Source organism: Streptomyces sp. (genome assembly GCF_031181555.1).
In the GTDB taxonomy this organism is placed as follows: domain Bacteria; phylum Actinomycetota; class Actinomycetes; order Streptomycetales; family Streptomycetaceae; genus Streptomyces; species Streptomyces fimbriatus.
In genome coordinates this window covers 1-5,817 of record NZ_JAPSKQ010000258.1, presented here as the reverse complement: position 1 = coordinate 5,817, position 5,817 = coordinate 1, and the positions used below count along the sequence as shown (strand labels likewise).

The 5,817-nt window shown below is 70.6% G+C and carries 7 protein-coding genes and 1 tRNA gene; 4 read left to right on the top strand and 4 right to left on the bottom strand.

Annotation, left to right across the window (positions count from 1 at the left end; translation table 11 throughout):
- Positions 1-126 precede the first annotated feature (126 nt).
- Both chpH and RIM90_RS30040 read right to left on the bottom strand, forming a co-directional pair.
- Positions 127-360 (bottom strand): chaplin ChpH, encoded by a 234-nt coding sequence (chpH, locus tag RIM90_RS30045; protein ID WP_309063897.1) that lies wholly within the window; start codon positions 358-360, stop codon positions 127-129.
- 151 nt (positions 361-511) lie between these two features.
- Positions 512-1,837: a M20/M25/M40 family metallo-hydrolase gene (locus tag RIM90_RS30040; protein ID WP_309063896.1), complete on the bottom strand. Its 1,326-nt coding sequence runs from the start codon at positions 1,835-1,837 to the stop codon at positions 512-514.
- Positions 1,838-2,031: 194 nt separating this feature from the next.
- Between RIM90_RS30040 and RIM90_RS30035 the strand changes: the two genes are divergently transcribed.
- Both RIM90_RS30035 and RIM90_RS30030 read left to right on the top strand, forming a co-directional pair.
- Positions 2,032-2,116: transfer RNA gene (locus tag RIM90_RS30035), tRNA-Leu, on the top strand.
- A gap of 63 nt (positions 2,117-2,179) precedes the next feature.
- Complete coding sequence (locus RIM90_RS30030; RefSeq protein ID WP_309063895.1) at positions 2,180-2,617, top strand: YchJ family metal-binding protein; 438 nt, start codon at positions 2,180-2,182, stop codon at positions 2,615-2,617.
- 7 nt (positions 2,618-2,624) lie between these two features.
- On the opposite strand, the gene RIM90_RS30025 is transcribed toward RIM90_RS30030, so the two are convergent.
- Positions 2,625-3,326: a FadR/GntR family transcriptional regulator gene (locus tag RIM90_RS30025; RefSeq protein ID WP_309063894.1), complete on the bottom strand. Its 702-nt coding sequence runs from the start codon at positions 3,324-3,326 to the stop codon at positions 2,625-2,627.
- A 137-nt stretch (positions 3,327-3,463) separates the two neighbouring features.
- Between RIM90_RS30025 and RIM90_RS30020 the strand changes: the two genes are divergently transcribed.
- Positions 3,464-3,982: a gluconokinase gene (locus tag RIM90_RS30020; protein WP_309063893.1), complete on the top strand. Its 519-nt coding sequence runs from the start codon at positions 3,464-3,466 to the stop codon at positions 3,980-3,982.
- Between the two features lie 83 nt (positions 3,983-4,065).
- A complete protein-coding gene (locus tag RIM90_RS30015) occupies positions 4,066-5,463 on the top strand; it encodes a gluconate:H+ symporter (protein ID WP_309063892.1) in 1,398 nt (465 codons plus the stop codon).
- Between the two features lie 77 nt (positions 5,464-5,540).
- Here the strand turns inward: RIM90_RS30015 and RIM90_RS30010 are convergent.
- Positions 5,541-5,817 (bottom strand): cytochrome b/b6 domain-containing protein (locus tag RIM90_RS30010; RefSeq protein WP_375165609.1); only part of this gene is annotated, 277 nt, incomplete at its 5' end.

Here is a 5,817-nt window from a genome sequence, read left to right as displayed (position 1 = left end):
GTCCCGTCGGATGCCCGGGGTACCGACGTTCGCCACCCCCGGCCGGCCCCGGAGCGCGTGGCGCGCGCTCCGGGGCCGGCGGGCTCAAACCCTCAGAGGGCATGCCCTAAAGAGCGAGGCTCAACGTCACTGGTTGATGCAGGTGTTGCCGAAGGTGGGGTTCAGCAGCCCGATCACGGAGACCGTGTTGCCGCAGACGTTCACGGGGACGTGAACGGGAACCTGAACGACATTGCCGGACAGGACGCCCGGGGAGTGCACGGCGGCACCCTGCGCACCCGAGTCGGCGGCAGCCAGGCCCGCGCCCGCGAGAACCAGCCCACCAGTGGCAGCCGCGACAGCGACGACCTTCTTGATCATTGTTCCTCCTTGTTGGCAATGCGATCCCAAGCCGCGGATCACATCACGGGTAACGAGGAGGAGTTAATGAGGCTACGAGCTTATGGTCGCATTCACCCTTCCCGGTCAACTCCGCACGCCTGCACGATTATTGGTGTGCAAGGCGGCCGTTTCAGGACGCGTCCAGGAAACGGTCGAGCACACGCACGCCGAACTTCAGTCCGTCCACCGGCACCCGCTCGTCGACCCCGTGGAACATGCCCGCGAAGTCCAGCTCCGGGGGGAGCTTCAGCGGAGCGAAGCCGAAGCAGCGGATGCCGAGGTCGTCGAAGGACTTGGCGTCGGTGCCACCGGAGAGCATGTACGGCACGGCCCGCGCGATCGGGTCCTCGGCACTGAGCGCGCTCTGCATGGCGTCGACGAGCCGGCCGTCGAAGTCGGTCTCCAGCGCCTTGTCGGAGTGCACGTCCTCGCGCTTCACGCGCGGGCCGAGGATGCGGTCGAGATCGGCGAGGAACTCCTCCTCGTAGCCGGGCAGGAAGCGCCCGTCGACGTGCGCGGTGGCCTGGCCGGGGATGACGTTGACCTTGTAGCCGGCGCCCAGCATGGTGGGCGCCGCCGAGTTGCGCAGCGTGGTGCCGATCATGCGGGCGATGCCGCCGAGCTTGGCGAGGGTCTCGTCCATGTTCTCCGGGTCGAGCTCGGTGCCGAGCGCGTCGGAGAGCTCGTCCAGGAAGGCCCGTACGGTCTTGGTGACCCTGACCGGCCACGTGTGCCGGCCGAGGCGGGCCACGGCCTCGCACAGCTCGGTGATCGCGTTGTCGTCGTTGGTCATCGAGCCGTGGCCGGCCGTGCCGTCGACGGTGAGCCGCATCCAGTGCATGCCCTTCTCGGCGGTCTCGACGAGGTAGAGGCGCAGCTTCTCGTTGACGGTGAAGGAGAAGCCGCCGACCTCGCCGATCGCCTCGGTGACGCCCTCGAACAGCTCGGGGTGCTCGCGGACGAGGTACTTGGCGCCGTAGGTGCCGCCGGCCTCCTCGTCGGCGAGGAAGGCGAGGACGACGTCGCGCGGGGGCTTGCGTCCGCTGCGCAGCCGGTCGCGGACGACCGCCAGCGTCATGGCGTCCATGTCCTTCATGTCGACCGCGCCGCGCCCCCACACGCACCCGTCGGCGATCTCGCCGGAGAAGGGGTGGTGGGTCCAGTCGTCGGCGTTGGCCGGTACGACGTCGGTGTGGCCGTGGATCAGCAGCGCGGGCCGGGAGGGGTCCTCCCCCTCGATCCGGGCCACCGTGGAGGCGCGGCCCCGGTGCGACTCGAGGATCCGCGGTTCGAGGCCCACCTCGGCGAGCTTCTCGGCGACGTACTCGGCCGCCTCGCGCTCACCGGGGCCCGAGTGGTCGCCGTAGTTGCTGGTGTCGATCCGGATCAGCTCGCGGCAGAGGTCCACGACCTCGTCCTCGCCGGTGACGCTCCTGGTCGTGTCCGTCTCGCTCACGTGCTTCCTCCCGCTGTCCCTGCTGGTGGTCCCCCTCATCCTCTCTCCCCGCCGCACGGGCCCCAAGACCCGGTCCGTGCCGCCACGCGGCGTTCACGCGAGAAGCGGCGGGAGCGGGGTGATCCAGCCACCCCGGAACACCTGGTAATGTTTACGTCGTCGCCGCGGGGGGAAACCCGCGCGACAGACACCTTGTCCGGGTGGCGGAATGGCAGACGCGCTAGCTTGAGGTGCTAGTGCCCTTTATCGGGCGTGGGGGTTCAAGTCCCCCCTCGGACACACGAAGCGCGAGGGCCGCGACCACGAGGTCGCGGCCCTCGGGCGTTGTCGCGGAGGGTGACCATGTCCACTCGCACCACACGGACCACTCGGGCCTCTCGTTCCTGCCCCTGCGGGCTGCCGGAGGCGTACGAGGCGTGCTGCGGCCGCTTCCTCTCCCAGTCTCGGCTCCGCTCGGCCGGGGGGACCCCCATCGGGGCGGCCGCCGCGCCGACCGCCGAGCGGCTGATGCGGTCGCGGTACTGCGCGTTCGTGCGGCAGGACGCCGGTTATCTGCTGCGGACCTGGCACCCCCGGACCCGGCCGGAGCGGATCGACCTCGATCCGCGGATGCGGTGGACCGGGCTGGAGATCCTGGACACGGACGGCGGGTCCGCCTTCCACTCCACCGGGACGGTGACCTTCCGGGCGTCCTACCGGGGCGGCTCGCTGCACGAGCGCAGCCGGTTCGAGCGGGTCGGCGGGGCGTGGGTGTACGTCGACGGGGAGTTCCTGGACTAGCGCACGGCTACGGCGCCAGGATGTCCAGTTCCTGGAGGGCGCCCACGGTGATCTGGCGGGTCAGTTCCTCCGCGCGGGCCGCGTCGCGCTCGCGGACCGCCTCCGCGACCTGGACGTGCAGGGTGACGGCGGCCGGGTCGGGGTCCTCGAACATGACGTCGTGGTGGGTACGGCCGGCCAGGACCTCGGCGACGACGTCGCCGAGGCGGGCGAACATCTCGTTGCCGGAGGCGGTCAGGATCACGCGGTGGAAGGCCATGTCGTGGAAGAGGTACCCCTCCAGCTGGTGACCGCGTGAGTGGGCCACCATGCCGAGCGCGCACTCGGTGAGCTCGGCGCACTGCTCGGCGGTCGCGTTGCGGGCGGCCAGGCCCGCCGCGACGGGTTCGACCGCCGAGCGCAGCACCGTGAGGGAGCGCAGTTGCCGGGGACGGTCCGCGCCGGCCAGGCGCCAGCGGATGACCTGGGGGTCGTAGACGTTCCACTCGCAGGCCGGGAGCACCGTCACGCCGACGCGGCGGCGTGACTCGACCAGGTGCATGGACTCCAGGACGCGGACCACCTCGCGCATCACGGAGCGCGACACGTCGAAACGCTGGGCGAGTTCGTCGGTGCGGAGGACGCTGCCGGGCGGGTACTCGCCCGCGGTGATCTCGGGGCCGAGGGTGTCCAGTACGCGGCCGTGCAGCCCCCGGCCCGTGGTGCTCATGCACTCAGAGTACGGGGTGGATCACGGGAACAAAAAGTCAGACTTATATGTCACAGACTCTTGAATTCGTCGTACCTAATAGGTTTCAGTTGCGTCGACATCACGCGTCGACGAAGACAGCAGACAGTGAGGCAGCGATGAACACCCCCCATGTCGTCGTGGTCATGGGTGTCGCGGGCACCGGGAAGACCACCATCGGTCCCCTGCTCGCGGCCCGGTTCGGCGTCCCCTACGCCGAGGGCGACGACTTCCACCCGCAGGCCAACATCGCCAAGATGTCGGCCGGTACCCCGCTCACCGACGAGGACCGGTGGCCCTGGCTGGACGCCATCGGCTCCTGGGCGCACGGGCGGGCAGGGCTCGGCGGGGTGGTCAGCTGCTCGGCGCTGAAGCGGTCGTACCGCGACCGGCTGCGGGCCGCCGCGCCCGGCGTGGTCTTCGTGCACCTCACCGGTGACCGCGCGCTCATCGAGGACCGGATGTCGCACCGGAAGGGGCACTTCATGCCCACGGCACTGCTCGACTCCCAGTTCGCCACGCTCCAGCCGCTGGAGCGGGACGAGGCCGGGGTCGCCGTGGACGTGACGGGCGGCCCGGAGGAGATCACCGAGCGGGCGGCCGCCGCCCTCCGGGCCCTCCCCGAGCCGGCTGCCTGAGGCCCTCCCGGATCCGCACGGCCGGGGGCGTCCCCCGTCTCCCCGGCCTCCTCCCCGACTCCCCGTACTCCCAAGGAACCCCCGTGACCAGACTCAGCGTCGAGATGCTGGCAGCGGACGCCCCCGAGCCGATCACCTCGGCCGGCCACGCTCAGCTGGGCATCGCCGTCCTGGCGGGCATCGCCGTCATCGTCCTGCTCATCACCAAGTTCAAACTGCACGCCTTCCTGTCGCTGACGATCGGGTCACTGGCGCTCGGCGCGTTCGCCGGGGCGCCGCTGGACAAGGTGATCACCAGCTTCAGCGCCGGGCTCGGCTCCACCGTCGCCGGTGTGGGCGTCCTGATCGCCCTCGGCGCCATCCTCGGCAAGATGCTCGCCGACTCCGGTGGCGCCGATCAGATCGTCGACACCATCCTCGCCAAGGCGAGCGGCCGTTCCATGCCGTGGGCGATGGTGCTGATCGCCTCGGTGATCGGCCTGCCGCTGTTCTTCGAGGTCGGCGTGGTGCTGCTGATCCCGGTGGTGCTGATGGTCGCCAAGCGCGGCAACTACTCCCTGATGCGCATCGGCATCCCCGCGCTCGCCGGTCTGTCCGTGATGCACGGTCTGGTCCCGCCGCACCCCGGCCCGCTGGTCGCGATCGACGCGGTCGGCGCCAACCTCGGTGTGACGCTGGCGCTGGGCGTGCTCGTCGCCATACCGACGGTGATCATCGCCGGTCCGCTGTTCTCGAAGTACGCCGCCCGCTGGGTGGACGTCCCGGCCCCGGAGCGGATGATCCCGCAGCGGCCCTCCGAGGACCTGGAGAAGCGTCCCGGCTTCGGCCCGACGCTGGCCACGATCCTGCTGCCGGTCGTGCTGATGCTCGCCAAGGCGCTCGTCGACATCATCGTCGACGACCCCGAGAACACCGTGCAGCGCGTCTTCGACGTGATCGGCTCCCCGCTGATCGCGCTGCTCGCGGCCGTACTGGCCGGCATCTTCACCCTCGGCGTGCCCGCCGGGTTCAGCCGGGAGCGGATCTCGTCCCTGGTCGAGAAGGGGCTCGCGCCGATCGCGGGCATCCTGCTGATCGTCGGTGCGGGCGGCGGCTTCAAGCAGACGCTGATCGACACCGGCGTGGGCCGGATGATCCTGGAGATCTCCGAGGACTGGTCGATCCCGGCGCTGCTGCTGGCCTGGCTGATCGCGGTGGCGATCCGGCTGGCGACCGGTTCGGCGACCGTGGCGACCGTGTCGGCCGCCGGTCTGGTGGCGCCGCTCGCCGCCGACATGTCGACCACGCACGCGGCCCTGCTGGTGCTGGCCATCGGCGCCGGCTCGCTCTTCTTCAGCCACGTCAACGACGCCGGGTTCTGGCTGGTGAAGGAGTACTTCGGGCTGAACGTCGGCCAGACGATCAAGACCTGGTCGATCATGGAGACCATCATCTCGGTGGTCGCGGGCGCCCTGGTCCTGCTGCTGTCGCTGATCCTTTAGGGGGACGACGGCCACGGGTCCGCCCGCTCCTCGTCGAGGGGCGGGCGGACCCGTTCTCCGTCGAGGGGCCTGTCGGGTCAGGGGCGCCGGAGCGGGTGTTCGTGTTCCGCCCAGTCCCGGCCGACCCGGCCCGTGCGCATGCCGCGACGGGCCTCCGGATCCGCCAGGGCCGTGCCGATGTGGTCGGCGAGGACGATGCCGACGGCCAGGGCCAGCCAGTCGTGGACGAAGGTCGCGCCGGTGCGCCACACCAACGGGGTGAGGTGGGTGAACCACATCATCAGGCCGGTGCCCGGCATGACGAGCGTGGCACCGGCGATCCAGGCCGCGTAGATCTTCTGGCCGGCGTTGAAC